This is a genomic window from Bacillus sp. FSL K6-0994, assembly GCF_038630815.1.
In the GTDB taxonomy this organism is placed as follows: Bacteria; Bacillota; Bacilli; order Bacillales; family Bacillaceae; genus Bacillus; species Bacillus safensis.
Genome location: NZ_CP152043.1, coordinates 2,722,591 through 2,746,885 on the forward strand (window position 1 = coordinate 2,722,591; position 24,295 = coordinate 2,746,885).

At 44.4% G+C, this 24,295-nt stretch carries 17 protein-coding genes, 21 tRNA genes, 3 rRNA genes and 1 riboswitch; of the genes, 9 read left to right on the forward strand and 32 right to left on the reverse strand.

Translation table 11 applies throughout. From position 1 onward, the window contains the following. Nucleotides 1-150: 150 nt before the first annotated feature. From MHB69_RS14110 to MHB69_RS14125, 4 genes are all read left to right on the forward strand, one after another. Nucleotides 151-1,482: a cytochrome ubiquinol oxidase subunit I gene (locus MHB69_RS14110; RefSeq protein ID WP_101676734.1), complete on the forward strand. Its 1,332-nt coding sequence runs from the start codon at nucleotides 151-153 to the stop codon at nucleotides 1,480-1,482. A gap of 22 nt (nucleotides 1,483-1,504) precedes the next feature. After that, the gene (locus MHB69_RS14115) at nucleotides 1,505-2,551 is read left to right on the forward strand and encodes a cytochrome d ubiquinol oxidase subunit II (protein WP_170871266.1); all 1,047 of its coding nucleotides are present in this window, start codon (nucleotides 1,505-1,507) and stop codon (nucleotides 2,549-2,551) included. 68 nt (nucleotides 2,552-2,619) lie between these two features. Then, nucleotides 2,620-2,778 carry a DUF1540 domain-containing protein gene (locus MHB69_RS14120; RefSeq protein WP_008360682.1) on the forward strand — a complete coding sequence of 53 codons (159 nt, stop codon included), beginning with the start codon at nucleotides 2,620-2,622 and terminating at the stop codon, nucleotides 2,776-2,778. A gap of 25 nt (nucleotides 2,779-2,803) precedes the next feature. Next, nucleotides 2,804-2,995 (forward strand): hypothetical protein, encoded by a 192-nt coding sequence (locus MHB69_RS14125; RefSeq protein ID WP_034279382.1) that lies wholly within the window; start codon nucleotides 2,804-2,806, stop codon nucleotides 2,993-2,995. A 106-nt stretch (nucleotides 2,996-3,101) separates the two neighbouring features. Here the strand turns inward: MHB69_RS14125 and menC are convergent, their stop codons facing one another. The 6 genes from menC to MHB69_RS14155 all read right to left on the reverse strand — a co-directional run bounded on the left by menC (nucleotide 3,102) and on the right by MHB69_RS14155 (nucleotide 10,543). Beyond that, nucleotides 3,102-4,226, reverse strand: coding sequence for an o-succinylbenzoate synthase (gene menC, locus MHB69_RS14130; protein WP_034279379.1), 1,125 nt, complete (start codon nucleotides 4,224-4,226; stop codon nucleotides 3,102-3,104). After that, complete coding sequence (locus MHB69_RS14135) at nucleotides 4,213-5,673, reverse strand: o-succinylbenzoate--CoA ligase (protein WP_144496332.1); 1,461 nt, start codon at nucleotides 5,671-5,673, stop codon at nucleotides 4,213-4,215. Before MHB69_RS14135 ends, menC begins: the two co-directional genes overlap by 14 nt. 71 nt (nucleotides 5,674-5,744) lie before the next feature. Beyond that, the gene (menB, locus tag MHB69_RS14140) at nucleotides 5,745-6,563 is read right to left on the reverse strand and encodes a 1,4-dihydroxy-2-naphthoyl-CoA synthase (RefSeq protein ID WP_024424937.1); all 819 of its coding nucleotides are present in this window, start codon (nucleotides 6,561-6,563) and stop codon (nucleotides 5,745-5,747) included. A gap of 14 nt (nucleotides 6,564-6,577) precedes the next feature. Beyond that, a complete protein-coding gene (menH, locus tag MHB69_RS14145) occupies nucleotides 6,578-7,405 on the reverse strand; it encodes a 2-succinyl-6-hydroxy-2,4-cyclohexadiene-1-carboxylate synthase (RefSeq protein WP_034279373.1) in 828 nt (275 codons plus the stop codon). Continuing rightward, on the reverse strand, nucleotides 7,387-9,132 hold the full coding sequence (gene menD, locus MHB69_RS14150) for a 2-succinyl-5-enolpyruvyl-6-hydroxy-3-cyclohexene-1-carboxylic-acid synthase (RefSeq protein ID WP_144496333.1): 1,746 nt from the start codon (nucleotides 9,130-9,132) through the stop codon (nucleotides 7,387-7,389). The genes menH and menD overlap by 19 nt, the downstream gene beginning before the upstream one ends. After that, nucleotides 9,125-10,543: an isochorismate synthase gene (locus MHB69_RS14155; protein WP_070326290.1), complete on the reverse strand. Its 1,419-nt coding sequence runs from the start codon at nucleotides 10,541-10,543 to the stop codon at nucleotides 9,125-9,127. Before MHB69_RS14155 ends, menD begins: the two co-directional genes overlap by 8 nt. 382 nt (nucleotides 10,544-10,925) lie before the next feature. Here MHB69_RS14155 and MHB69_RS14160 point away from each other — a divergent pair, with 382 nt between their 5' ends. The 3 genes from MHB69_RS14160 (at nucleotide 10,926) to MHB69_RS14170 (ending at nucleotide 13,280) form a co-directional block, all read left to right on the forward strand. Next, on the forward strand, nucleotides 10,926-11,864 hold the full coding sequence (locus MHB69_RS14160) for a 1,4-dihydroxy-2-naphthoate polyprenyltransferase (protein WP_034279366.1): 939 nt from the start codon (nucleotides 10,926-10,928) through the stop codon (nucleotides 11,862-11,864). 118 nt (nucleotides 11,865-11,982) lie between these two features. Continuing rightward, nucleotides 11,983-12,717: a TraR/DksA C4-type zinc finger protein gene (locus MHB69_RS14165; RefSeq protein WP_041107397.1), complete on the forward strand. Its 735-nt coding sequence runs from the start codon at nucleotides 11,983-11,985 to the stop codon at nucleotides 12,715-12,717. 86 nt (nucleotides 12,718-12,803) lie between these two features. Then, nucleotides 12,804-13,280 carry a tryptophan-rich sensory protein gene (locus MHB69_RS14170; protein WP_144496335.1) on the forward strand — a complete coding sequence of 159 codons (477 nt, stop codon included), beginning with the start codon at nucleotides 12,804-12,806 and terminating at the stop codon, nucleotides 13,278-13,280. 76 nt (nucleotides 13,281-13,356) lie between these two features. On the opposite strand, the gene MHB69_RS14175 is transcribed toward MHB69_RS14170, so the two are convergent. The 24 genes from MHB69_RS14175 to MHB69_RS14290 form a co-directional block, all read right to left on the reverse strand. Continuing rightward, nucleotides 13,357-13,428: transfer RNA gene (locus tag MHB69_RS14175), tRNA-Glu, on the reverse strand. A 7-nt stretch (nucleotides 13,429-13,435) separates the two neighbouring features. After that, nucleotides 13,436-13,526: transfer RNA gene (locus MHB69_RS14180), tRNA-Ser, on the reverse strand. Between the two features lie 3 nt (nucleotides 13,527-13,529). Further along, a tRNA-Asn gene (locus MHB69_RS14185) sits at nucleotides 13,530-13,604 on the reverse strand. 6 nt (nucleotides 13,605-13,610) lie between these two features. Next, nucleotides 13,611-13,687, reverse strand: a tRNA-Ile gene (locus MHB69_RS14190). Between the two features lie 17 nt (nucleotides 13,688-13,704). Beyond that, nucleotides 13,705-13,778: transfer RNA gene (locus MHB69_RS14195), tRNA-Gly, on the reverse strand. A 10-nt stretch (nucleotides 13,779-13,788) separates the two neighbouring features. After that, nucleotides 13,789-13,864 (reverse strand) — tRNA-His (locus MHB69_RS14200). A gap of 25 nt (nucleotides 13,865-13,889) precedes the next feature. Next, nucleotides 13,890-13,962, reverse strand: a tRNA-Phe gene (locus MHB69_RS14205). Between the two features lie 18 nt (nucleotides 13,963-13,980). Next, nucleotides 13,981-14,057 (reverse strand) — tRNA-Asp (locus tag MHB69_RS14210). A gap of 4 nt (nucleotides 14,058-14,061) precedes the next feature. Then, a tRNA-Met gene (locus MHB69_RS14215) sits at nucleotides 14,062-14,138 on the reverse strand. Nucleotides 14,139-14,160: 22 nt separating this feature from the next. Then, a tRNA-Ser gene (locus MHB69_RS14220) sits at nucleotides 14,161-14,253 on the reverse strand. Between the two features lie 7 nt (nucleotides 14,254-14,260). Next, nucleotides 14,261-14,337: transfer RNA gene (locus MHB69_RS14225), tRNA-Ile, on the reverse strand. A gap of 4 nt (nucleotides 14,338-14,341) precedes the next feature. Further along, a tRNA-Met gene (locus MHB69_RS14230) sits at nucleotides 14,342-14,415 on the reverse strand. 25 nt (nucleotides 14,416-14,440) lie between these two features. Continuing rightward, a tRNA-Ala gene (locus MHB69_RS14235) sits at nucleotides 14,441-14,513 on the reverse strand. A gap of 8 nt (nucleotides 14,514-14,521) precedes the next feature. After that, a tRNA-Pro gene (locus MHB69_RS14240) sits at nucleotides 14,522-14,598 on the reverse strand. Nucleotides 14,599-14,605: 7 nt separating this feature from the next. Next, a tRNA-Arg gene (locus tag MHB69_RS14245) sits at nucleotides 14,606-14,682 on the reverse strand. A gap of 10 nt (nucleotides 14,683-14,692) precedes the next feature. Beyond that, nucleotides 14,693-14,778: transfer RNA gene (locus MHB69_RS14250), tRNA-Leu, on the reverse strand. Nucleotides 14,779-14,790: 12 nt separating this feature from the next. Further along, nucleotides 14,791-14,862 (reverse strand) — tRNA-Gly (locus MHB69_RS14255). Between the two features lie 30 nt (nucleotides 14,863-14,892). Then, nucleotides 14,893-14,975 (reverse strand) — tRNA-Leu (locus MHB69_RS14260). An 8-nt stretch (nucleotides 14,976-14,983) separates the two neighbouring features. Further along, nucleotides 14,984-15,059: transfer RNA gene (locus MHB69_RS14265), tRNA-Lys, on the reverse strand. Nucleotides 15,060-15,096: 37 nt separating this feature from the next. Continuing rightward, nucleotides 15,097-15,172, reverse strand: a tRNA-Thr gene (locus tag MHB69_RS14270). A gap of 33 nt (nucleotides 15,173-15,205) precedes the next feature. Further along, nucleotides 15,206-15,281, reverse strand: a tRNA-Val gene (locus MHB69_RS14275). Between the two features lie 517 nt (nucleotides 15,282-15,798). After that, nucleotides 15,799-15,914 (reverse strand): 5S ribosomal RNA (gene rrf, locus MHB69_RS14280). Between the two features lie 61 nt (nucleotides 15,915-15,975). Continuing rightward, nucleotides 15,976-18,906, reverse strand: a 23S ribosomal RNA gene (locus tag MHB69_RS14285). A gap of 182 nt (nucleotides 18,907-19,088) precedes the next feature. Continuing rightward, nucleotides 19,089-20,637: ribosomal RNA gene (locus MHB69_RS14290) — 16S ribosomal RNA — on the reverse strand. The 16S, 23S and 5S rRNA genes sit together here, the layout of an rRNA operon. Nucleotides 20,638-21,027: 390 nt before the next feature. Beyond that, nucleotides 21,028-21,129: riboswitch (TPP riboswitch) on the forward strand. A 98-nt stretch (nucleotides 21,130-21,227) separates the two neighbouring features. Between MHB69_RS14290 and thiT the strand changes: the two genes are divergently transcribed. Together thiT and MHB69_RS14300 are read left to right on the forward strand one after the other, a co-directional pair. Further along, nucleotides 21,228-21,803, forward strand: a complete 576-nt coding sequence (gene thiT, locus MHB69_RS14295) for an energy-coupled thiamine transporter ThiT (RefSeq protein WP_034284310.1) — start codon at nucleotides 21,228-21,230, stop codon at nucleotides 21,801-21,803. A 92-nt stretch (nucleotides 21,804-21,895) separates the two neighbouring features. Next, nucleotides 21,896-22,084 (forward strand): hypothetical protein, encoded by a 189-nt coding sequence (locus MHB69_RS14300; RefSeq protein ID WP_024423229.1) that lies wholly within the window; start codon nucleotides 21,896-21,898, stop codon nucleotides 22,082-22,084. Here MHB69_RS14300 and MHB69_RS14305 read toward each other — a convergent pair. Together MHB69_RS14305 and MHB69_RS14310 are read right to left on the reverse strand one after the other, a co-directional pair. Continuing rightward, the gene (locus tag MHB69_RS14305) at nucleotides 22,044-22,598 is read right to left on the reverse strand and encodes a GNAT family N-acetyltransferase (RefSeq protein WP_034284309.1); all 555 of its coding nucleotides are present in this window, start codon (nucleotides 22,596-22,598) and stop codon (nucleotides 22,044-22,046) included. The genes MHB69_RS14300 and MHB69_RS14305 overlap by 41 nt on opposite strands. A 142-nt stretch (nucleotides 22,599-22,740) precedes the next feature. Next, nucleotides 22,741-24,288 carry a flotillin family protein gene (locus MHB69_RS14310; protein ID WP_034284308.1) on the reverse strand — a complete coding sequence of 516 codons (1,548 nt, stop codon included), beginning with the start codon at nucleotides 24,286-24,288 and terminating at the stop codon, nucleotides 22,741-22,743. Nucleotides 24,289-24,295: the final 7 nt, after the last annotated feature.

Genomic DNA, 24,295 nt, shown 5'->3' on the forward strand with positions numbered 1-24,295 from the left:
CGTAATGGTTACGTTTTATATTTATATTCTACTCCCTCTTTTACAACTTGTCAAAAAACAAGCTTTCTTAGTCAGGAAGAATAATCTAAAAATGGTGGAGAATAATAAGCATCATGAAAAAGAGAAGCGATAAGAAAGGCGGAGAAAAAATTGACTGATCTCGTTTTAGCTAGAAGCCTGTTCGGCACAACCATGGGCTTTCATATTATTTATGCCTCGCTTGGCGTTGGCATCCCGCTAATGATTTTGTTAGCTGAACTCATCTTTCAAAAAACGAAGGACCCTCATTATGCCATCATGGCCAAGCGGTGGACAAAAGCACAGGCTGTTCTGTTAGGGGTCGCCATTCCAACAGGTACAATTGCTGGTACGCAGCTTGCCCTTTTATGGCCAGGTTTTATGGAGGTCATCGGAAAGGTCATGTCACTGCCATTCCAGATTGAAATTTATGCGTTCTTTATAGAAGCATTATTTATGTCTATTTATGTGTACGCAGCGGATCGCCTATCAAATGCAATGCGCATCATTACCGTTATTTTTATTGTTATTGGTGCAGCTGCATCAGCGATTCTAATTACAAACGTACATGCTTTTGAAGGGACACCTGCTGGCTTTCAGATGGTGAATGGAGAAATCACAAATATCGAGCCTTGGAAGGCCTTTTTCAATCCAAGCTTTGCTGTAACTGCTACACATGTTGTGCTGTCTGCTTTTACAACAGGTGCTTTTGTGATTGCTTCAGTTGCAGCTTTTAAAATGCTCAAAACGAGAAAAAATGAGAAGCTCTATACATTTCATCGAAAAGCCCTTTTTCTTGGACTCATTGTAGGAGGACTTTTCTCCTTTCTAACAGCCTTAAATGGTCACGAATCCGCTCAGCTTCTGTATGAATATCAGCCTGAAAAGCTGGCTGGAGCTGAAGGTTTATTTGAAACGCAATCACATGCGCCTCTTGCAATAGGAGGTTTTACGGATGCTGATTCGCAGGAAATTAAAGGTGCGCTCGAAATTCCTTGGGCGCTCAGTTTTCTGGCAGGAAATAGCTTTGATACAGTGGTCAAAGGCTTAAATGATTTTCCTCGTGACGAGTGGCCGCCTTTATTTATACACACATTATTTAACGGCATGGTCATTATTGGATCGGTGCTCATTCTATTTGCGGTATTAGCCCTGCTTTACCGTAAAATTTTAAAACGGGACAAATTTCCGAAGTGGCTTCTTTTTCTTTACTTATTCGGCGGGCCTCTTAGTCTTTTGGCTATTGAATTTGGCTGGATCTTTGCTTGTACAGGCCGCCAGCCATGGGTCATTTATCGAATGCTCAAAACCTCCGAGGTTGTCACATCATCTGGCTCGATCGGAACACTTTTTATCCTTTTTGCCATTGTCTATCTCATCTTAGGCATAGCAACCGTTATTGTGCTGACGTACTACTTTAGGAAAAATACGATTGAAGAAGACCTACGGTTAACAGAATCTTAAAAAAGGAGCGATCTTGATGCAAATGGATGTTACAACTGATGCGCTCATTGCAATCACCATCTTATGGGGATTCGTTTTTATCTATGCAGTGATGGCATCAATGGATTTCGGCGCAGGATTTTGGTCGATGATTTATATGAATAGAGAACAAACAAAAGCTGCTAATATCGCAAATAAGTACCTTTCTCCAACATGGGAAGTGACAAACGTCTTTATTGTCGCCATCGTTGTCGCATTGTTCAGCCTGTTTCCAGGTGCGACCTTTGTACTTGGCACCGTTTTATTAATACCCGGCAGCATCATATTATTACTTCTTGCACTGCGAAGCGGGTTTCTCGTGTTTTCTCATTCACTGCCTAAGAAATACCGAAAAGCGGTGACGTATATTTCAGGGATCAGCGGCTTTATCATTCCGTCCATCCTGATCATGGTTCTCCCAATCACCCATGGTGGCTTTATCTTTCAGGAGAACAACGTCTACTCATTAGATCTTGGACTGGTCTTTACAAGTGCAAATGTCTATTCTTTTGTCGGCTTTGCCATTTTCAGCACCCTTTTTCTTTCGTCCTTGCTTTTAGCTGATTTCTCTAATGTAGCTGATGAAGATGAAGCTTACAGCATTTATAGAAGAGGAGCGCTCATTACGGGTCCACTTTCACTTATGATGGCCTTTTTTATCATGCTGACATTACGAAGCGAGGCCAATTGGCTGTTCACAAAAATGATGCAGAACATCCCTATTCTTCTTGTATCTCTCCTAATGTTTCTGCTCGCAGGACTGGCTCTATTTTTACCAAACAGCCGGTTTAAGCACCGGAAAGGAAGACCACGCCTTGCCGTCATTGCGATTACCATTCAATATTTCTTAGCAAGCTATGTGTATGGACGTGCCCATTTGCCTTACATGGCTTATCCAGATATTACAATCATGTCTGGATTTACAGATCCTGTCACATTTAGGGCATTATTTATCACCTATATTGTAGGTTTTATCATCTTGTTTCCCGGATTTTATTTCTTCTGGAAATTATTTATGAAGGATAAGCGCTATATTCGTCAGGAAGATTAACATGAATGGACGAGCTTCATTTCGGTTACATTATAGATGAAAGACATACTCAAAAGGAGGTCATCTGTATGAGTCAAAAAATCCTTTGTGAAGTCAATAACTGTTCCTATTGGAATGCTGGAAACCGCTGTGGTGCAGATGCAATCTATGTCGTCAGCCACACAGGAAATACGGCTGAGAAAAGCGAAGAAACGGATTGTAAAACGTTTAAACCACAAGACCTTTAAGTCTCATTAAAGGAGGCGCTTCATTTTGAAACATGATCGGCTGCTTCAAACGTTTTTTGACGAAATTCATGACGCGGATGAAGACGCATTCCACCAAGCCGCTCACTCCTTTTTAAATCTTTGGGATTATGAATATGGACATGCATCAAACATGCCAAATGAAATTCATCAGTATATCGGACAGCTTGCTTATGACAGCGAGCTGGTTGAAGAGTAAGAAAGAGCGGATCACCGCTCTTTCTTTTTTGTTCAGACAGGAAGGAAAAACTTTCTCTCACTATACCTAGATTCTATTGTGGATGCAAAAGGTGATTCCTTCGTTTTTATCTCACAAAATCATGTTTTGTAAACACGTCGATTTTATCTGAAAACGAACGGAGCGCTTGGTAATCAACTTCCACGCCCATTCCTGGGGAGCGAGGCACCTCAATAAACCCATTTTCAACCTTAATTTCAGGAAAAATGATATCCTGTTCCCAAAATTTTGACGAAGCTGAAATATCACCGGGAATCGTAAATTGAGGAAGCGAAGCAAGTGCCACGTTCTGCGCTCGGGAAATACCTGTTTCAATCATCCCTCCGCACCATAACGGAATTTGATTCTCCTTACTGAACGTATGAATTTTAAGAGCCTCTGTCAGTCCGCCAACTCGTGAAGGCTTCACATTAATAATTTGACAGCTGCCAAGCTCTACAGCTTTTCTAGCATCATCTAAAGAACAAATACTTTCATCTAAACAAATCGGCGTTTTTAAATGCTTTTGCAAATGGCGGTGGTCCACAATATCATCTGCAGCTAGAGGCTGTTCAATCATTAATAAACGAATATCATCGAGCTGCTTAAGCTTGCTAATATCTTTTAATTCATAAGCAGAGTTTGCATCTGCCATTAATGGCAGATCAGGAAAAGACTCTCTGATCTTTTGAAGAAGTCCAATATCTTGTCCCGGTTTAATTTTCACCTTCACCCGCTGATAGCCTTGGTCAACAAATTGCTGAATTTGCTCAAGCATATCGTCAATAGGGCCTAACCCCGCCACAACACCAGATGGTATTCTATCTTTTGTACCGCCTAATACATCGCGTAAAGACTTATTCTCACGCTTCGCATAAATATCCCAAACAGCCGCTTCAATGCCTGCTTTCGCCATCCTATTGCCTTTAAAATGATACAGACTGTCAGGGATTTCTGAAGGATGTGTAAAGGTGCGCGTCAGCACGTTCGGGATAAAGAAAGCCCTCAGCATATGATAGCAAGTCTCAATTGTTTCTTCTGTATACCACGGAGAAGAAAAAGCAGATACTTCTCCCCATCCAGTCAATCCTGTCTGATCTTTTACTTCAACAATAATAAACTCACGCTCTGAAATGGTTCCAAGACTTGTTGTAAATGGCTTTTTAAGCTTCATCGTGACATGATATAAAATTACTCGTTCAATTTGAATCATTTGAAAACCCCTTTGATCTGAGTCTGTGCCTTTGCAATTTATTCGACGCATTTCTTGGCAGCTCGTCCACAAAGTGAAAAGCGGTGGGCCATTTATATTTGGCTAAATGCGACCCACATAAAGCATAGAGCTCATTCTCCGGTATCTTAACATCTGTTACAAGGAAAGCAGCAGGTACCTCTCCCCATCTATCATCATACATACCCGTTACTCCGGCTTCCTTTACATGCGGATGTGTTAGCAGAACCGCTTCAATTTCCGCAGGATAAATATTTTCTCCGCCAGAAATAATTAAATCTGAACGGCGGTCAAGCACAAATAAGAACCCTTCCTCATCCACATAGCCAATATCACCCGTTTTCAGCCAGCCCTCATCAAAGGCAGCCGCGGTCGCTTCTTCACGGTAAAGGTATCCTTTCATCACATTTGCACCTTTCACCATAATTTCGCCATGCTCAAAAGGACGGCAAATGCGATCACCGTCTTGAATTTTCAGTTCACACCCAAAAAGAGGTTTTCCCGCTGAACCAAGCTTCTCTACACTAAATTCGGGCGCAAGGGTCACAATTTGTGAACAGGTTTCCGTCATCCCGTACGATTGAAAGACAGGAAAGCCCTTCTCTTTGCTTTCTTGGAGCATCGCATAAGGCGCAGGGCCTCCTCCTAATAAAAGACAGCGCAAAGAAGATGGACATTCTGCCAATCTGCTTAATAAACGAGATAACATCGTCTGCACAACGGAAATCATCGTCACACGATGCCGTTCAATAGAATCCTTTACTTCATCGACGTCAAACTTCTGATGAAGCACGACTGTCATTCCATATATCACAGACTTAAATAAAGCAGATAAGCCGCTAATATGAAAAAGAGGCAGGGCAATGAGCCAGCGGTCATCCTCTCTGAGACCCAGATTCAGTGCAGAGGATACAGCACTATGAAAATGATTGCCATACGTTTGCTCTACCCCTTTTGGACGTCCTGTTGTCCCAGATGTATACATGATGGTCGCTGTTTCATTCAAATCAAATTCACTCTCGATCTTGTTGATATGGCCTTGCCCTGGTTCAGGTAAAGTTTCCATTGTATAAACGGGTAAATCACCCTCATGATCGCTTGCATAACTAGATTCTGTTAATAACGCCGCGGCTTTTGCATCTTCTAGCTGATAGCGCCTTTCAGCTTTTGTCAGCTTATTATTCAATAGCACAATTTTTAACCCTAATAAAAAACAGGCATGTACAAGCATCACCATATGAGGATGATTGTTCATCAAAAGCGCAACCGTTTCCCCTTTTTTCAATGATGCCTGAGCAAGTCTATTTGAAAGCACTTCCGCTTCTTGAGCTAATTCGTGAAATGTCCACTCCTTCTCTTGATAAATGAGTGCGACTCGATCTGGCGTTAAATAGGCACGGTGCAGCAGCCAATTAGGTTGCTTCATCATGACACCTCCTTTTTGTAAAAGAAAACAGCTTAGTCTGATGCACTAAGCTGTTGTTCATTGATATCATTGAATCAAGGGAAACGCGGGAACTGGCCGAAGTCCGGCTTGCGTTTTTCCTTAAAGGAATCGCGTCCTTCTTTTGCTTCATCTGTTGTGTAATAAAGAAGTGTCGCATCTCCTGCAAATTGTTGAATTCCAGCTAATCCATCCGTATCTGCGTTAAATGCAGCCTTCAAGAATCGTAAAGCAGTCGGGCTCTTTTCTAGCATCTCCTCACACCACTTCACCGTTTCCTCTTCAAGCTGATCTAATGGGACAACTGTGTTAACAAGTCCCATATCAAGCGCTTCTTGTGCATTGTATTGACGGCATAAGTACCAGATTTCTCTTGCTTTCTTATGACCAACAATACGTGCAAGGTAGCCTGAACCATAACCAGCATCAAAGCTGCCTACTTTTGGACCTGTTTGTCCAAAAATCGCATTATCTGCTGCAATCGTCAGGTCACACACAACGTGAAGAACGTGTCCTCCGCCAATCGCGTAACCTGCTACCATTGCGATAACTGGTTTTGGAATGACACGAATCAAACGCTGCAAATCTAATACATTTAGACGTGGAATTTGATCGTCTCCTACATAACCGCCATGGCCGCGAACTTTTTGGTCTCCACCAGAACAGAATGCTTTTCCGCCAGCACCTGCAAGAACAATTACACCAACTTCTGAATTATCACGAGCCCGTGAAAATGCATCAATTAATTCACTAACAGTCTTTGGGGTAAACGCGTTATGTACGTGTGGACGATTAATCGTAATCTTTGCGATCCCATTGTACGTTTCATATAAAATTTCGTCATACTGACGCTCTGTTTGCCATTCAATAGCCATCAATATTTCCTCCTCTAATCTTGCTCTAAAATAAACTCACTTACTATTTTACCAAAAAAATGTGGTTGTTCCACATGAACTGTATGCCCGGCATGCTCAGCCAAAATGAATTGACTTCCTTTCAGCTCCTGCTGCATACGTTTGCCGATATGGCAGAACTTTTCATCAAGCGTTCCGCAAATGAACAAAGCAGGCAAATGAATATGCTTTAACGCCTTCCAAACAGACGGCTGTGAACCTGTTCCAATTCCTTCTAAGCTGCGAGCCAGTCCAAGAGGATTGGCTTTGAGTCTTCCCTCTCTCAGCTCAGTCTGCCTTTCAGCTGATAAAGTTTTCTGAGACGCAAACAAAGGAATGCTTTCCCAAAAATCCACAAACTTCACTAAGCCTTCATGTCTAATCTTTTGAGCAAGCTGATGATCATGCTTTAGTCTTGCCATCCGCTCTTTAAAAGTGCGAAGCCCAGGAGACGTACTCTCAAGGATCAATTTATTGACACGATCTGGATAACGAGCGGCAAATGATAAAGCAATACGTCCTCCCATAGAATATCCGAGAATATTCACTTTGTGAAGCTTTAATTGGTTTAAAATCTCTACAAGATCTGCCAGCTGCTGAGACATTGCATATCTTCTCACACTTTCTGGCGAGTCCGTACGCCCATGTCCGAGCAAGCTGACCTGAATCAGTCTTGTATTCTCCAAATAAGCATTCAAGAACGTCCAAGACGCTGCACTTCCAGTGAATCCGTGTAAGCATAGTGTAGCATTTGCTGCCGAAGGGTTCTGGTCCACCACTTCGTACGCTACCCCATCACGCATTCTTATGATGAGAGAAGGCATTCTTTTTTCACTTCTTCCAATATGTCATCCATCATTTGACGATGCTTGTCTACACGGGAATGACGATCTGTTTCAATTTCAATTAAATGAAGACCAGGTTCATCGATATGCGCCATGTACACATCATGTAACTCTTGTTTCGTTGCCGGTTTCGAATAGGTTCCCCCATATAACTTCGATGCATACTCAAAATTCAGTCCTGTCGGCGTACCGAAGAGCTTTTCATAATACGGTTTATCAGACGCCTGCGGAAGGAAAGAAAAGATACCTCCCCCATCATTGTTTATCAAAACAACTGTCAGCGGAATGTCCATCAGCTTAGCTGCAAGCAGACCGTTCATATCATGGTAAAATGATAAATCTCCAATGACTAAAGTGACTGGCTGCTTCAATGCTGCATACGTGCCAAGTGCTGTGGACACAACGCCGTCAATGCCATTTGCTCCGCGATTGGCCATCATTCGAAAAGGCTTGGACTGAGTTTCAAAAAATGTATCTACATCACGAATCGGCATACTATTTCCGATAAAAAGGACACTCTCCTTTGGCAAGAGGTGCTGAAGCTGACGGTACACATTCCCTTCAAAGGACAAATCCTCATCTGAATAGCGGGCTGCATGCGTTCTGAATGAAGAATTAGCATTCTGCCAGCAGTTTAAGAAGCTTGTCTCTTTACGTTGTACTGCTTGATTTAATGCTGCTTCTACAAAAGCAGACACAGTACTTTCAATGACGTATGAAGCACTTAACCCAGGATCACGAAAACCTCCGGCTGCATCTACAACAATCTGCTTCACTTCCGCATGTTTTTCCAGCCACTTGAATAAGGGCTTAGATACAGGCATCGGTCCAAAACGAATGACCATATCCGGCAATAGGTGCTGCTGTAATGCTTCATCTTTTAATAAAGAATCATACGCATCGATAATCAGATCTTCATTTACATGTCCGTTGCGCAAAAGAGACAGCGGGTCAGCTAAAATAGGTAAATGAAGAGCTTTCGAAAGGCGTAAAACTGCCTCTTTTTCTTCCTGTGTATGAAGTTCACCAGCCACAATCAGTCCCTTTTTGCAATGGTTCATGACGGTTACGATTTCAGACATCACTCGATCATTTGGGAATGTCTGACCTGATGCTAATACCTTTTTCGTGTCTGATTCTTCTCTCGCGAAAGGATCAATAGACAGATCAGGAAGCAATGGTTCTCTCAGAGGTACATTAATCTGAACAGGCCCCTTTGGCTCCTGCATCGACATGTGATTTGCTCTCGCAGCTGCTGTCTGAACATATCGCAGCATTGTTTGACTTTCCTCTGGCAGAGCTAAGTCTGTGAACCATTTAACAAACTTACCGAATAAGAATTGCTGATCAATCGCTTGAGGTGCTCCAACTTCCCTCAATTCGTGCGGCCGATCAGCAGTTAAAACAATAAGAGGTACACGAGAATAATGCGCCTCTACAATGGCTGGATAAAAATTAGCAGCTGCTGTACCTGATGTACAAATAAGCAGCACTGGTGATTGACTTGCTTTTGCAAGACCAAGCGCATAAAAAGCAGCAGACCGTTCGTCCACTAAAACATGGACATGGATGTCTTGATGAGCAAGAGCCAGCATCGCAAGCGGAGTTGAACGAGAACCTGGACAGACAACTGCCTCTTTCACACCACCTTGTACGAATTCATCCATCAATCTGCCTATATATGTTGTCATGATGTGATTATTCAATAGGATGACCTCCAAGAGCAGACAGCATTGGTCTTAACTTCACTTGTGTTTCCTCATACTCCTGCTTTGCAAGGGAATCCTCTACAATTCCGCAGCCAGCGAATAAACGAACATGATCTTCCTCAATAAGACCTGACCGAATGGCTACAGCAAATTCTCCATTATCCTGAGAATCAATCCAGCCTACCGGCGCTGCATACCAGCCGCGCTTAAGCGGTTCGATTTCACGAATCACTTCTATAGCCTTTTCCTTCGGATATCCGCCTAGTGCCGGCGTCGGATGAAGCTGCTCAATTAATGAAAAAAGGGAACAGCTGCTTTTAATTTCTCCCACAATCGGTGTAAACAAATGCTGAATGTTTTTTGTTTTATAAAGAATTGGTTGATTTGGTTTATGCACATGAAGGCAATTCGCTTTAAATGCTTGCTCAATCATATTGACGACAATTTGATGTTCAATCAAATTCTTCTCATCATGCAGCAGTTCCTCGCCTAATGCGTGATCCTCCGCTTCATCTTTTCCGCGAACAATGGAACCTGCTAAACAGGATGAAAAGACCTCTCCGCCGCTTTTTTTCACTAAGCGTTCCGGCGTTGCTCCGACAAATGCTTGTCTTCCCTGTTCAACCGCAAATACATAACTTGTTGTTTGATGCTTTAATAATTCTGCTAATAGTGGAGCAAGTTCAATTTGATTTTTATAGTGAAGCAAGACTTCTCTTGCTAAAACAACCTTTTCATATTCGTTTGCACGAATGTGGTCTGTCGCTTCTTGGATCGCCTTCATCCATTCGTTCACATCCAGCTCTTCCATATGAACAAGTTCAGCTTGTCCACCAGTCCGTACTGGTAATGTCTCGAAACGAGAGGCCTTTTGTTCTAATTCTTGAATAAGCTGATGAACATTCCCGTCCACCTGCTTCCACTCATTGATCGTAAGAAAGCTGCCTTCTTTTGAAACAGTCAGCATGATCGATGGCACAAAAAAATGAGCCTCGCCAAATGCTTCCCAATGACGCGCCTTCTCTTCGTGCGGATCAAACGAGAATCCTCCAAATAAAAGCGGACCAACAGCCGCTTGCTTTAACTCCTTCTCATCATGAAAATGGAACATGTGCTGCTTTAGCTGTTCCCATTCTTGATGGACTATATCGAATCGTTCCTTGCCTTGCTCAGATGATTTAATGACGGCCGCTCTGCCAAGTCCAGAAAATATCATTTGGCTTTCTGGATCAGACCAAAAAAACCGCTCGCCTAAAAAATCCGCTTCGCCGCTTTGGAAAAAGGCAAGAGGATCCAGATCGTCAACTCTTCTGGAGTAGCTTATCAAAACAGCATGGTTGACGTTATTCGCTTCTTCTAATGTCGCGAGCGCTTCCTGCCGGAAAGTACTTTGCACTGTTGTCACCATGATACATTCCTCCAAAATCCATGAAATAACATAAAAAAATAAAACCCATAATGAAAAAATACATGAACATTCGAATATGTCGAATGACCTGCTTTTCTATTATAAACCTTAACAGATGAACTTAGTAAAGAAAACAGCTTTTAAAACCTCGAATCCTTATTATATCACGCTTTCAAGATTTTTTCGCTCCTGCTTATTGAAACGAGAGCATCAAAGGTAAAATGGCAGGACCTGTTCTAAAATCAAGCTTTCCTTCGATATGGCAACGATTAGCAAACATCTTTTTCCCGATTCATCGCATCAATATATTGACACCTTTTTGAACTTTGCTAAACTGGAATTTGGACGTGTACGTATTTTTTTATTTAAAGGAGTATATTTTATGCAGCATCAATCGATATCAGATCAGCTTTCACCAATAAAGCCTGATAAAAACTGGCGAATTTGGTGGAATTTACTACGACCGCATACACTAACAGCGGCATTTATTCCCGTTACTTTAGGAACTGTTTTAGCACTTCCAAGTGGTCAAATACATGGTGGGCTATTTTTAGCCATGCTGTTCGCATCTATGTTTATCCAAATCGCAACAAACATGTTTAATGAGTACTTTGATTATGTTCGCGGGCTGGACAACGAGAAATCTGTCGGCATCGGCGGAGCCATTGTAAGAAACGGTGTGAAGCCAAAGACAGTCCTCACCCTCGCTTATGCACTATTTGCGGTTTCTTTATTACTTGGGGTATATATTTGCATGATGTCTAGCTGGTGGATTGCACTAATAGGTCTTATTTGTATGGCAGCAGGCTATTTCTATACTGGCGGCCCTGTACCAATTGCATATACACCGTTTGGAGAACTTGTTTCAGGTGCTTTTATGGGATTAGGAATCATCCTGATTAGTTTCTATATCCAAACAGGCACACTGACGTCTAAAGCTGTTCTCGTCTCACTACCAATTTCTATTTTAGTTGGTGCCATCTTACTGTCGAACAATATCCGTGATTTAGACGGGGACAAGGAAAATGGACGAAGAACACTTGCCATTCTTGCTGGACGCAAAGCTGCAGTGAACATTTTACTTTCCATGTTTTTGGTATCATATGTACTCATTTTTGTTTATATCTTCACAGATATCGTCGGCCTTTGGAGTCTTCTTGTTTTACTCAGTGTGCCAAAAGCCTATACAGCCATTAAAGAGTTTAAACAAAAAGAAAAACCGATTGAATTAATGAATGCCATGAAATCTACAGCTCAAACCAATACATTTTTTGGTTTTCTGCTGACGATCGCTTTGATCTTACAATACTATATCGCGTAACAAAGAACGCCTGCAGCCGCAGGCGTTTTTTTAATAAGGAATTGCTTCAAATTGGAACTAGTCTTACATACAAAATTGCTCATACTAACAATATGTTTGATATGAAAGGATGATCGCTTTGTTGTCTAAAGACGAATTACATCATTTGAAGCAGCGCCTTCTCGATGAAAAGAAAGAACTTGAAGCCAAAAGCCATGACGATGAACAGAAAGTATCCTTTCCTTACGATTCGATCGGTGAATTGTCTGCCTATGATAACCACCCGGGTGATCAAGGGACAGAGCTGTTCGAGCGGGGGAAAGATATTGCTTTAAACAGCTTGGAACATGAACATATGTTAGACATCAATGAAGCACTCCAAGCCATTGCAGACGGCTCTTATGGTCTGTGCAAGGTCTGTAAAGCCCCTATTCCAAAGGAACGCTTAGAAGCCCTGCCTACTGCCGTCACATGCACAGAGCATTCAAAAGAACAGACCGTTTCACAAAACCGTCCGATTGAAGAGGATTTATTAAGTCCTCCCGCGGGACAATTTGAAAATGAAGAAAGTGCTGCGTACGATGGAGAGGATGCCTACCAAGACGTAGAACGCTACGGAAACTCTGAGACCCCGTCTGATATGGAATTCCCTCCTCTAACATACGATGATGTGTATACACAATCAGAAGATGAAGATTATGTGGAGGATTACGAAGGATTCGCAGCTGCTGATATTGAAGGAAAAGCCAGCAAGGTGTATCCGAACAAAGCACACGAGGCCTATGAAGAAGCATTAGACGAAGAAGGTGTCATGACGGTATTTGGTGACTTGAAACCGTACGAGGAAGAACCTTATACAGAAGAAAATCATTAGTCCCCTCATATTGGGGGCTTTATGTTTATATCATGTAATTATTGGGAAATCATTTTAAGAGTGAATTTGATTGGAGGAGATTCTTGATGGCTAGAAAAAGTATCATTTGGGCGATTGTCGTCTTCTTTATTACATACGCAATATTCTCTATTGCCGGATTCTTGTTCCCCATCGACAGAGAATGGTATGACGCATTGAATAAACCAGAATGGACGCCTGGTGGCGGTGTCATTGCTGCTGTGTGGGCTGTCTTATTTGCACTCATCTCATTGTCCGCAGCGATCATTTATGGAAAATATGGGTTCCAAAAAATCACTTTACCATTTTGGATTCTTTTCCTTTTAAATTATGTTTTCAATCAAGCCTTTAGCTTTTTTCAATTTACACAAAAGGATTTGTTTGCAGCTACAATCGACTGCCTGCTCGTCGCACTGACAGCACTTGCACTTGTCATCGTCTCACGTAAACTAAGCAAAGTCGTTCCAATTTTACTGATTCCTTATGTCTTATGGGGCTTCTTTGCCACATACTTGTCTTATACGATCTATTCCATGAATATGTAAAAAAAGACCGCCATGATGCGGTCTTTCGTTTTGGAGAAAATAAAAAAGAGATCTTTGACAAGATCTCTTTTAAAAATGACCCGTACGGGATTCGAACCCGTGTTACCGCCGTGAAAGGGCGGTGTCTTAACCGCTTGACCAACGGGCCAGATCAATGGCGGAGAAGGAGGGATTTGAACCCTCGCGCCGCTTACGCGACCTACACCCTTAGCAGGGGCGCCTCTTCAGCCACTTGAGTACTTCTCCATTTGGCTCCGCAGGTAGGATTCGAACCTACGACCGATCGGTTAACAGCCGATAGCTCTACCACTGAGCTACTGCGGAAGATCATGGTGGGCCTGAGTGGACTCGAACCACCGACCTCACGCTTATCAGGCGTGCGCTCTAACCAGCTGAGCTACAGGCCCATGAACAGATATACAAATGGAGCGGGTGATGGGAATCGAACCCACGACATCAGCTTGGAAGGCTGAGGTTTTACCACTAAACTACACCCGCAAAATATGTATGGGGCGATTGATGGGAATCGAACCCACGAGTGCCAGAGCCACAATCTGGTGCGTTAACCACTTCGCCACAACCGCCATACTATGAATATTTTGATAAAAGTGGCTCGGGACGGAATCGAACCGCCGACACACGGATTTTCAGTCCGTTGCTCTACCAACTGAGCTACCGAGCCAAGTATTCTTTTGAAAAATGGCGGTCCGGACGGGACTCGAACCCGCGACCTCCTGCGTGACAGGCAGGCATTCTAACCAACTGAACTACCGGACCATTTTGGTTGCGGGGGCAGGATTTGAACCTGCGACCTTCGGGTTATGAGCCCGACGAGCTACCGAACTGCTCCACCCCGCGATGATATGGGTTTTAAAAAATATGGCGGAGGAAGAGGGATTCGAACCCCCGCGGGCTTTGACACCCCTGTCGGTTTTCAAGACCGATCCCTTCAGCCGGACTTGGGTATTCCTCCGTATAGATGGTGGACCTTGTAGGACTCGAACCTACGACCGGACGGTTATGAGCCGTCTGCTCTAACCAACTGAGCTAAAGGTCCTTTATAGCGGCGGAGGGGATCGAACCCCCGACCTCACGGGTATGAACCGTACGCTCTAGCCAGCTGAGCTACACCGCCATGATCAAAATAATCTTTTAAAAAGTGGAGCCTAGCGGGATCGAACCGCTGACCTCCTGCGTGCAAGGCAGGCGCTCTCCCAGCTGAGCTAAGGCCCCATAAAAGATGGTCGGGAAGACAGGATTCGAACCTGCGACCCCTTGGTCCCAAACCAAGTGCTCTACCAAGCTGAGCTACTTCCCGATCTTAATGGCGCGCCCGAGAGGAGTCGAACCCCTAACCTTTTGATCCGTAGTCAAACGCTCTATCCAATTGAGCTACGGGCGCTTATTTATAATGCCGAGGGCCGGACTTGAACCGGCACGGTAGTCACCTACCGCAGGATTTTAAGTCCTGTGTGTCTGCCAATTCCACCACCCCGGCGTGGATGGTATAAGCGGAAGACGGGATTCGAACCCGCGACCCCCACCTTGGCAAGGTGGTGTTCTACCACTGAACTACTTCCGCATTACAGGATTTCTTTATTTTATTTAGCAATGCGGGTGAAGGGACTTGAACCCCCACGTCATAAAGACACTAGATCCTAAGTCTAGCGCGTCTGCCAATTCCGCCACACCCGCATGAAACATGGTGAGCCATGAAGGACTCGAACCTTCGACCCTCTGATTAAAAGTCAGATGCTCTACCAACTGAGCTAATGGCTCGCTTTAAAAGCGACTTGTCTATCTTACCATATGAAAGTGGTGCCGGCAAGAGGACTTGAACCCCCAACCTACTGATTACAAGTCAGTTGCTCTACCAGTTGAGCTACACCGGCTTTATCTATCCTAACATTATGTAAGAATAAATATGGTGGAGGATGACGGGCTCGAACCGCCGACCCTCTGCTTGTAAGGCAGATGCTCTCCCAGCTGAGCTAATCCTCCACTATGTAGGAATCTCTCGATCCGACAAAGATTATTATATACAGGTTTTAATCATTTGTAAAGGCTATATTAAAAAAATTTTATTTCAATTTTCATTGCGTATTTCTTTTAACAAATGATCGTCATTTCTCCTATTCAAACAGCTGCTGTTCCACGTTCAGCAGCTGAACTTCTCTCTTCTATATTCTCTTTTAAAACGTTCGATTCCTTCAGAAATATTAGCAGTCCCTCATTTTTATACTTTAATGATATATGTATCTCTTTAGCCGTAAGCATTTATAAAAAATCATAGAGGCTTACACATCTTTAATTTCCCTATATAAGCTGATACTCTGTCTCTCTATTGTTTTTTTATAGATAATGGTTTATGCGATAGACTCTTTTTCTCTTTATATCCAAGTATTTCACACGCTGCTTGTGGACATAAAATGAAGCCACGATCTTTTATCAAACAAGTGAATGTACCCTCAACTTGCACAAAAAAGACCAGTTCCGACTGGAACTGATCCTTATAGAAGCTTGGCGGCGTCCTACTCTCACAGGGGGAAACCCCCAACTACCATCGGCGCTGAAGAGCTTAACTTCCGTGTTCGGTATGGGAACGGGTGTGACCTCTTCGCTATCGCCACCAAACCTGATGGAGAGAATGTTCTCTCAAAACTAGATAACAATGTTCATGCTTCACATTAGAATATAGGTTAAGTCCTCGATCTATTAGTATCTGTCAGCTCCACGTGTCACCACGCTTCCACCTCAGACCTATCAACCTGATCATCTTTCAGGGATCTTACTTCCTTGCGGAATGGGAAATCTCATCTTGAGGGGGGCTTCATGCTTAGATGCTTTCAGCACTTATCCCGTCCGCACATAGCTACCCAGCGATGCCCTTGGCAGAACAACTGGTACACCAGCGGTGCGTCCATCCCGGTCCTCTCGTACTAAGGACAGCTCCTCTCAAATTTCCTGCGCCCGCGACGGATAGGGACCGAACTGTCTCACGACGTTCTGAACCCAGCTCGCGTACCGCTTTAATGGGCGAACAGCCCAACCCTTGGGACCGACTACAGCCCCAGGATGCGATGAGCCGACATCGAGGTGCCAAACCTCCCCGTCGATGTGGACTCTTGGGGGAGATAAGCCTGTTATCCCCGGGGTAGCTTTTATCCGTTGAGCGATGGCCCTTCCATGCGGAACCACCGGATCACTAAGCCCGACTTTCGTCCCTGCTCGACTTGTAGGTCTCGCAGTCAAGCTCCCTTGTGCCTTTACACTCTGCGAATGATTTCCAACCATTCTGAGGGAACCTTTGGGCGCCTCCGTTACATTTTAGGAGGCGACCGCCCCAGTCAAACTGCCCACCTGACACTGTCTCCCTGCCCGATAAGGGCAGCGGGTTAGAAGGTCAATACAGCCAGGGTAGTATCCCACCGATGCCTCCACCGAAGCTAGCGCTCCGGTTTCCAAGGCTCCTACCTATCCTGTACAAGCTGTACCAACATTCAATATCAGGCTGCAGTAAAGCTCCACGGGGTCTTTCCGTCCTGTCGCGGGTAACCTGCATCTTCACAGGTACTATAATTTCACCGAGTCTCTCGTTGAGACAGTGCCCAGATCGTTGCGCCTTTCGTGCGGGTCGGAACTTACCCGACAAGGAATTTCGCTACCTTAGGACCGTTATAGTTACGGCCGCCGTTTACTGGGGCTTCAATTCGCACCTTCGCTTACGCTAAGCGCTCCTCTTAACCTTCCAGCACCGGGCAGGCGTCAGCCCCTATACTTCGCCTTACGGCTTCGCAGAGACCTGTGTTTTTGCTAAACAGTCGCCTGGGCCTATTCACTGCGGCTTCTCGGGGCTTTAACACCCTAAGAAGCACCCCTTCTCCCGAAGTTACGGGGTCATTTTGCCGAGTTCCTTAACGAGAGTTCTCTCGATCACCTTAGGATTCTCTCCTCGCCTACCTGTGTCGGTTTGCGGTACGGGCACCTCTCACCTCGCTAGAGGCTTTTCTTGGCAGTGTGGAATCAGGAACTTCGCTACTAAATTTCGCTCGCCATCACAGCTCAGCCTTTACGGGAAACGGATTTGCCTATTTCCCAGCCTAACTGCTTGGACGCGGATATCCAATACCGCGCTTACCCTATCCTCCTGCGTCCCCCCATTGCTCAAATGGTGAGGAGGTGGTACAGGAATATCAACCTGTTGTCCATCGCCTACGCCTTTCGGCCTCGGCTTAGGTCCCGACTAACCCTGAGCGGACGAGCCTTCCTCAGGAAACCTTAGGCATTCGGTGGACGGGATTCTCACCCGTCTTTCGCTACTCATACCGGCATTCTCACTTCTAAGCGCTCCACCAGTCCTTCCGGTCTGGCTTCACAGCCCTTAGAACGCTCTCCTACCACTGTTCGTAAGAACAGTCCGCAGCTTCGGTGATACGTTTAGCCCCGGTACATTTTCGGCGCAGAGTCACTCGACCAGTGAGCTATTACGCACTCTTTAAATGGTGGCTGCTTCTAAGCCAACATCCTGGTTGTCTAAGCAACTCCACATCCTTTTCCACTTAACGTATACTTTGGGACCTTAGCTGGCGGTCTGGGCTGTTTCCCTTTCGACTACGGATCTTATCACTCGCAGTCTGACTCCCAAGGATAAGTCATCGGCATTCGGAGTTTGACTGAATTCGGTAACCCGGTAGGGGCCCCTAGTCCAATCAGTGCTCTACCTCCGAGACTCTTACCTTGAGGCTAGCCCTAAAGCTATTTCGGAGAGAACCAGCTATCTCCAGGTTCGATTGGCATTTCACCCCTACCCACACCTCATCCCCGCACTTTTCAACGTGCGTGGGTTCGGGCCTCCATTCAGTGTTACCTGAACTTCACCCTGGACATGGGTAGATCACCTGGTTTCGGGTCTACGACCACGTACTCATGCGCCCTATTCAGACTCGCTTTCGCTGCGGCTCCGCATCTTCTGCTTAACCTTGCACGGGATCGTAACTCGCCGGTTCATTCTACAAAAGGCACGCCATCACCCGTTAACGGGCTCTGACTACTTGTAGGCACACGGTTTCAGGATCTATTTCACTCCCCTTCCGGGGTGCTTTTCACCTTTCCCTCACGGTACTGGTTCACTATCGGTCACTAGGGAGTATTTAGCCTTGGGAGATGGTCCTCCCGGATTCCGACGGAATTTCACGTGTTCCGCCGTACTCAGGATCCACTCTGGAGAGAACGACATTTCAGTTACAGGGCTGTTACCTTCTTTGGCGGGCCTTTCCAGACCTCTTCGCTTATATCATTCCTTTGTAACTCCGTATAGAGTGTCCTACAACCCCAAGAGGCAAGCCTCTTGGTTTGGGCTGTTCCCGTTTCGCTCGCCGCTACTCAGGGAATCGCATTTGCTTTCTCTTCCTCCGGGTACTTAGATGTTTCAGTTCCCCGGGTATGCCTTCTCATACTCTATGTATTCAAGTATGGATACTACTCCATTACGAGCAGTGGGTTTCCCCATTCGGAAATCTCCGGATCAAAGCTTGCTTACAGCTCCCCGAAGCATATCGGTGTTCGTCCCGTCCTTCATCGGCTCCTAGTGCCAAGGCATCCACCGTGCGCCCTTTCTAACTTAACCATTTCTTACTTTAGAAAGAATCACTATGTGTGATGAACTTTGCATTGCATTCAATGTGAATGTATTACTTATTGTTATCTAGTTTTCAAAGAACAATCCTGTCTCGCTAGAGACATGTTTTGAAGGAATGATCCTTCAAAACTAAACAAGACGAAAACGTACGCTGCTCCATATATCCTTAGAAAGGAGGTGATCCAGCCGCACCTTCCGATACGGCTACCTTGTTACGACTTCACCCCAATCATCTGCCCCACCTTCGGCGGCTGGCTCCATAAAGGTTACCTCACCGACTTCGGGTGTTGCAAACTCTCGTGGTGTGACGGGCGGTGTGTACAAGGCCCGGGAACGTATTCACCGCGGCATGCTGATCCGCGATTACTAGCGATTCCAGCTTCACGCAGTCGAGTTGCAGACTGCGATCCGAACTGAGAACAGATTTATGGGATTGGCTAAACCTTGCGGTCTTGCAGCCCTTTGTTCTGTCCATTGTAGCACGTGTGTAGCCCAGGTCATAAGGGGCATGATGATTTGACGTCATCCCCACCTTCCTCCGGTTTGTCACCGGCAGTCACCTTAGAGTGCCCAACTGAATGCTGGCAACTAAGATCAAGGGTTGCGCTCGTTGCGGGACTTAACCCAACATCTCACGACACGAGCTGACGACAACCATGCACCACCTGTCACTCTGTCCCCGAAGGGAAAGCCCTATCTCTAGGGTTGTCAGAGGATGTCAAGACCTGGTAAGGTTCTTCGCGTTGCTTCGAATTAAACCACATGCTCCACCGCTTGTGCGGGCCCCCGTCAATTCCTTTGAGTTTCAGTCTTGCGACCGTACTCCCCAGGCGGAGTGCTTAATGCGTTAGCTGCAGCACTAAGGGGCGGAAACCCCCTAACACTTAGCACTCATCGTTTACGGCGTGGACTACCAGGGTATCTAATCCTGTTCGCTCCCCACGCTTTCGCTCCTCAGCGTCAGTTACAGACCAGAGAGTCGCCTTCGCCACTGGTGTTCCTCCACATCTCTACGCATTTCACCGCTACACGTGGAATTCCACTCTCCTCTTCTGCACTCAAGTTTCCCAGTTTCCAATGACCCTCCCCGGTTGAGCCGGGGGCTTTCACATCAGACTTAAGAAACCGCCTGCGAGCCCTTTACGCCCAATAATTCCGGACAACGCTTGCCACCTACGTATTACCGCGGCTGCTGGCACGTAGTTAGCCGTGGCTTTCTGGTTAGGTACCGTCAAGGTGCGAGCAGTTACTCTCGCACTTGTTCTTCCCTAACAACAGAGCTTTACGATCCGAAAACCTTCATCACTCACGCGGCGTTGCTCCGTCAGACTTTCGTCCATTGCGGAAGATTCCCTACTGCTGCCTCCCGTAGGAGTCTGGGCCGTGTCTCAGTCCCAGTGTGGCCGATCACCCTCTCAGGTCGGCTACGCATCGTCGCCTTGGTGAGCCATTACCCCACCAACTAGCTAATGCGCCGCGGGTCCATCTGTAAGTGACAGCCGAAACCGTCTTTCATCCTTGAACCATGCGGTTCAAGGAACTATCCGGTATTAGCTCCGGTTTCCCGGAGTTATCCCAGTCTTACAGGCAGGTTACCCACGTGTTACTCACCCGTCCGCCGCTAACATCCGGGAGCAAGCTCCCTTCTGTCCGCTCGACTTGCATGTATTAGGCACGCCGCCAGCGTTCGTCCTGAGCCAGGATCAAACTCTCCGAAAAAGTACAAAACCGAAGTTTTGCTTTTCGCCAGTTTGACTGACTACCTATGAAGTTACATAGGATTTTTTTATAAAAACTCGAATTAACAGGTACGTTTTGTCTTGTTTAGTTTTCAAAGATCATTTTCGTCGTCTCTCAGAGGCGACTTTATTAATATAACATTCTATCAAGATAAAGTCAACAACTTTTTTCTTAATGTTATTTATCAACCGCGCTGTTTCAGCGGCGAATACAAATATAACACCTTTTGAAAGAAGAAACAAGTATTTTTTCTAAATAATTTATTTTTCCTTATCTCTTCCTATATATTGATACAAATGCTGATTATCTCGGGAATTGTCTATTGTTGATCCTGCAGGTCTTTAGTATATTTATAATAGATTGAAACTAAATAACCGCAGGGGGAGCTTTGTGCTGAGAGTGAACATTCGTTGTTCTGACCCTTTGAACCTGTCAGTTAATACTGAAGTAGGAATGTGGAATCACTTGAATACATACGGTGTATTCAAATCGATATGTTTTTCTATGAATAACATACTCATCCTTACACGGTCTCTCCTTGCTCAATTCATGAAAAAGGAGATTTTTTTATGCAGCAATCAAATCAATTGGTACGACTGATGGAAATCGCGATTATGACTTCACTTGCACTTGTATTAGATTACTTATCAGGTCTCTTTTTAAGAATGCCCAATGGCGGTTCTCTTGCGCTGATTATGATTCCCGTCATTCTCATGTCTATTAGATGGGGAATATCTACCGGATTTATCATCGGTGTGTTAATCGCAGGTCTTCAGCTGATGAATAGCCCGATCATCGCTACACCTGTTCAAGGATTCCTCGATTACTTCGTTGCATCTGTTGTCATTTCTTTAAGCGGCCTGTTTTCTGGACTGATCAAAAAAGCCATTCAGGATCAAAAGCGAAAACAGCAATTCTTCTATATTACCTTAGCTGTTTTTGTTGCTAGTTTATTCAGACTGCTAACGTTCTTTATTTCTGGCGTCGTTTTCTTCTCTCAATATGCACCGAAAGGAACACCAGGATGGGTCTACTCTTTAATTTATAACAGCACATATATGGTTCCTTCATTTATTATTTGCAGTATCGTTCTTTGTATACTCATCCCAAGTGCATCTCGTTTGGTTTTTCCTCATCAAAAATAACCGGCTGATTTCAGCTGGTTATTTTTTTATGCATAATTTGCTGCTCTATGGAATCTATTAATAATAGAAGATTTCATGCTGGAGGTACGACAATGAGCCCTTACTCCATTATGCTGTGCTGCTATATTCTCAGTCTTGCTTATTTTTTGGCAGGTTTCTATGAAGCTTTAAAAATAGCAGGCGTGAAAGGAAAAGTAGAAGCTTCACCGTTTATTTCTTACATGCTGCTTGCTGTGCTCTTCACTTTTTTCTCTCATTATTACTGGAAGCTGACGATTTAATCCGCTGTACATGGTTATTCAATATAGACAGCTCCCATCCATACCCTATTTCATTATGGTTCTCGCCAGCCAGCTCGAACTGGCTGGTAACGACAAAACTAGGTTGAAGTTTTTGATAAAATTGTTTTGCCGAATTTTGTTCAAACACCCATAGCATCAACCTCTGATACCCTTTTTCTATTAAATAATCGACACCTTTAGCAATTAAAGCAATACCCGCACCTGATTTCTGTTTCTGTTGTAATAAATAGATGGCATACAGCTCTCCATCATATGTAGAATAACGTTCGTCACGTTGTTTTCCGAAAGAAGCAAAACCAAATACGCCATCCGCATCTTCTGCGACAAACGTGCCTTCAAGCGATCTTTTTCTCCAGCTCTCTTTCCGATCTTTTATATTTAAACCATCCAAATAATCCTGATTAATAATGCCTTGATAAGTCGTTTGCCAGCTCTTCACATGTATTTCGGCGATTTTAGGAATATCTTGATGTACAGCATGTCTCACCTTCATCCGCACCACTCCTTTTAGTTTTTTACACCCTATCTTCATTAACATAAATTCCTATTACGTAGAATTCAATGGTCTGTATTTCAATGGTTAAAACTTCTTCTATAAAAAATAGACACCTTCTGCTGGAAGGTGTCTATTGATTTTATTCTTCTATTTGAGTATCAGCGATCTCTTTTTTTCTTGGTTGTTTGATTTCATTGGTTAGTTCTTGAATGCTTTGCTTCACATTTCCTTTGCCGGAAAAGTTCTCAATTATTTCTTTCACATCTATTCCAGAGGATGCTTTCAGGCTTTCTTGCAGACTGGACATGAGGTTTGTGGCATAGCCTGTAACTTTATTGGCACCGCTGCCTTCCCCGTTACCGCCCGTATCCACAACAGTAATTTTATCAATGTTAGAAAGTGGTGCAGATACTTGCTTCGCATATTCAGGTAGCATTTTCACAATCATATCAAGGATCGCTGCCTGACCATACTGTTCGAATGCTTCAGCGATTTTCTCTTTCGCTTCCGCTTCTGCAAGTCCTTTTAGTCTAATGACTTCCGCTTCTGTTTCCCCTTTTGCACGATCCGCTTCCGCTTTGGCAAGTCCGTCAATACGAACTTTCTCAGCTTCTGCTTTTGCCATTGCTTCAATGCTGTATTTCTTCGCATCTGCTTCAGCAAGGCGTTTCGCTTTTTCCGCAGCAGCCGACTGCTCAACAGCATAACGGTCCGCATCTGCTTTCTTTTTCACTTCAGAATCGTATTGACGTTCACGACGCTGAATCTCTTTTTCTTCTAATTCAATTTGTTTCTGACGCTCAATGATTTTGACTTGCATTTCTTGTTCAGTTACGTGCTGACGGTTACGAGCTGTTTCTAGATCGTACGCTTGGTCAGCACTTGCTTTCGCCGTATCCTGTTCACGTCTGAATTCTGCTCTTTTCAGCTCATTGATCTTTTCTGCTTCAGCGATTTCAGTAGCACGCTCAAGCTCAGATTTCTTCGCATCTTTATCTGCTTCGGCACGTTTGATACGTGTTTCTTTATCTGCTTCAGCTGTTGCAATATCTGCATCGCGTTTTACTTGGGCAATTCTTGGTTTACCTAGAGATTCTAAATAGCCATTTTTATCACGAACATCTTTAATCGTAAACGATACAATGACAAGACCCATTTTCGCTAAATCTTGAGAAGCGACACGTTGTACTTCTTGAGAAAATTTCTCTCTGTTTTTATAAATCTCTTCAACTGTCATTGATCCTAAGATGGAACGAAGATGGCCTTCTAATACTTCTCTTGCTTCGTTTTCGCGGTCTTCTTTTGTTTTACCTAAAAATTGCTCTGCAGCAGTAGCAATTTCTTCAATCGATCCACCAATTTTTATGATGGCCGTTCCATCCGCCATGACTGGTACACCTTGTTCGGTATAGACTTCAGGGGTTGAAACATCTAGCTTGCTAGATAGTAAGCTGAGCGGTTCGGCTTGTTGAAAGACTGGAAGTACAAAGGTACCGCCGCCTCTTACAATCTTAATCTTGTTTCCACCTTCATCCACGTGGACATTTTTACTTCCTAGGTAACTTCCTGTAACGATTAATGCTTCATCTGGACCTGCTGTCCGGTATTTAGAAACAAATACACCAATAAGTGCAATAAGAATCACAAGCACAATTCCAATGATCACTAAAATAGTTGTTCCTGGCATAGCATTC

Bases quoted from the DNA above. Each gene is read 5' to 3' on its own strand.
- menB (WP_024424937.1), bottom strand. From the start codon at position 6,563: ATGGCTATTGAATGGCAAACAGAGCGTCAGTATGACGAAATTTTATAT.
- MHB69_RS14155 (WP_070326290.1), bottom strand. From the start codon at position 10,543: ATGGTGACAACAGTGCAAAGTACTTTCCGGCAGGAAGCGCTCGCGACA.
- thiT (WP_034284310.1), top strand. From the start codon at position 21,228: ATGCAGCAATCAAATCAATTGGTACGACTGATGGAAATCGCGATTATG.
- menC (WP_034279379.1), bottom strand. From the start codon at position 4,226: ATGATTCAAATTGAACGAGTAATTTTATATCATGTCACGATGAAGCTT.
- MHB69_RS14300 (WP_024423229.1), top strand. From the start codon at position 21,896: ATGAGCCCTTACTCCATTATGCTGTGCTGCTATATTCTCAGTCTTGCT.
- MHB69_RS14115 (WP_170871266.1), top strand. From the start codon at position 1,505: ATGGATGTTACAACTGATGCGCTCATTGCAATCACCATCTTATGGGGA.
- MHB69_RS14310 (WP_034284308.1), bottom strand. From the start codon at position 24,288: ATGCCAGGAACAACTATTTTAGTGATCATTGGAATTGTGCTTGTGATT.
- menH (WP_034279373.1), bottom strand. From the start codon at position 7,405: ATGCCTTCTCTCATCATAAGAATGCGTGATGGGGTAGCGTACGAAGTG.
- MHB69_RS14135 (WP_144496332.1), bottom strand. From the start codon at position 5,673: ATGATGAAGCAACCTAATTGGCTGCTGCACCGTGCCTATTTAACGCCA.
- MHB69_RS14160 (WP_034279366.1), top strand. From the start codon at position 10,926: ATGCAGCATCAATCGATATCAGATCAGCTTTCACCAATAAAGCCTGAT.
- MHB69_RS14170 (WP_144496335.1), top strand. From the start codon at position 12,804: ATGGCTAGAAAAAGTATCATTTGGGCGATTGTCGTCTTCTTTATTACA.
- MHB69_RS14305 (WP_034284309.1), bottom strand. From the start codon at position 22,598: ATGAAGGTGAGACATGCTGTACATCAAGATATTCCTAAAATCGCCGAA.
- MHB69_RS14120 (WP_008360682.1), top strand. From the start codon at position 2,620: ATGAGTCAAAAAATCCTTTGTGAAGTCAATAACTGTTCCTATTGGAAT.